Annotated in this window: 2 protein-coding genes; both read right to left on the bottom strand. The window is 34.7% G+C overall.

The window, feature by feature from the left end:
* Nucleotides 1-39: 39 nt before the first annotated feature.
* A complete protein-coding gene (locus HJG58_RS18580; RefSeq protein WP_309171171.1) occupies nucleotides 40-882 on the bottom strand; it encodes an IS3 family transposase in 843 nt (280 codons plus the stop codon).
* A gap of 32 nt (nucleotides 883-914) precedes the next feature.
* Nucleotides 915-1,424, bottom strand: coding sequence for a helix-turn-helix domain-containing protein (locus tag HJG58_RS18575; protein ID WP_170249799.1), 510 nt, complete (start codon nucleotides 1,422-1,424; stop codon nucleotides 915-917).
* Nucleotides 1,425-1,492: the final 68 nt, after the last annotated feature.

Below are 1,492 nucleotides of genomic sequence, written 5' to 3'. Positions count from 1 at the left end.
GCGGTAGGGTGATCTGACCCCATAAAGTTGGACAGTTAATTAAGCAGTTTTTATAAACTGATTTCTATATTGTACAGGGGATAATCCTTGTAGCTTCACTTTGATTCTCTCATGATTATAATAATGAATGTACTCTCGTATAGTATTCTCTAATTCATCAATTGATTGAAATTTTTCACCATGAAAGCACTCGGATTTTAATATACCAAAGAAGCTTTCTATTACAGCATTATCCAAACAATCTCCCTTACGAGACATACTTTGAATTAAACCATGTTGCTTTAATTGCTGTTGGTAATGAGCCATTTGATATTGCCAACCTTGATCTGAGTGAAGTATTGGTTTTTCATGTCGCTTGAGTTTAGCCAAAGCATGAATGAGCATATCTTTCACTAACTCATAATTGAGTTTACGTTGGATTCGGAAGGTAATAATTTCCCCATTAAATAAATCTATAATTGGAGATAGATAAAGTTTTTCACCTTTTAAATTAAATTCCGTTACGTCAGTTGCCCATTTTTGATTTGGGCGATTTGCTTTAAATTGTCGTTGTAAAACGTTATCAGCTATTGTTCCTACACAGCCACTTTTATATGAACGATATTTCAATGCTCTGATACGTGATTTGAGCCCCATCGTTTTCATAAGGCGATATACACACTTGTGGTTAATCATTATTCCTATACGTTTCAGGGCAAGAGTAATTCTACGATAGCCGTAACATCCTTTATGTGTATGATATATAGACTTAATCTGCTGTTTGAGCTCAGTATATTTATCATCAGCACGTAAAGCTTTCATGTGATAGAAATAAGTACTACGAGCGATCTTGGCAATATTAAGTAGTAGCTTTAATGGATAAGTTTGCCTTAATTCCGAAATAACTTGAACACTATCCGCAGTAGAAATTGAATTTAAGTACGTTGCTTCAGTTTTAAGGCTTTTAGCTTTTTTAAAAAGGCAACCTCTGCACGTAAAGCAGTCACTTCATCAATGAGCTCCTGCTGAGATTTATCTTTATCATCTTTTACAGGCTTGGCTATTTTAGTTTTATCTTGTTTAACCATATTGTTATAAATCCTCGTGGTACTAAACCCAGCAATCCCTTCTTTATGATACTGAGCTAGCCACCTTCTTAAAATTGACGTCCCGCTCAGATTTAACCGTCTTCTAACTTCTCTTACAGGTACCTTATCAAGAAGCATTTGTACAGCCATGATTTTAAATTCGGAAGAGTAGTAGGTTTTTTTAGTTTTAATATTTAAGCCATCTTCACCTTGTGCCTTATAATTTTCAATCCATAGCCGGACTGTTTGAAGATCTACATTAAATTCTTGTGAAAGTATTTTATATCCTTTACTTCCATCTAAATAAGCTTGAATGACTTTTAATTTTAACTCTTTTGAATGCTTTGGAACTGGCATAGGGCACACCTCATAAGTTTAAAAAGTCTAACTTATGGGGTGCAGTTCAGGACGGGAGAGGGACACCT

Origin of the sequence: Acinetobacter geminorum (assembly GCF_013009345.1) — a bacterium.
Taxonomy (GTDB): Bacteria; Pseudomonadota; Gammaproteobacteria; order Pseudomonadales; family Moraxellaceae; genus Acinetobacter; species Acinetobacter geminorum.
Note: the sequence above shows the minus strand (reverse complement) of the source record. Positions and strands in the feature narration are given on the sequence as shown.

What these genes read in the sequence shown, in the direction of transcription:
- HJG58_RS18575 (WP_170249799.1), bottom strand. Translation starts at nt 1,424, where the DNA reads ATGCCAGTTCCAAAGCATTCAAAAGAGTTAAAATTAAAAGTCATTCAA.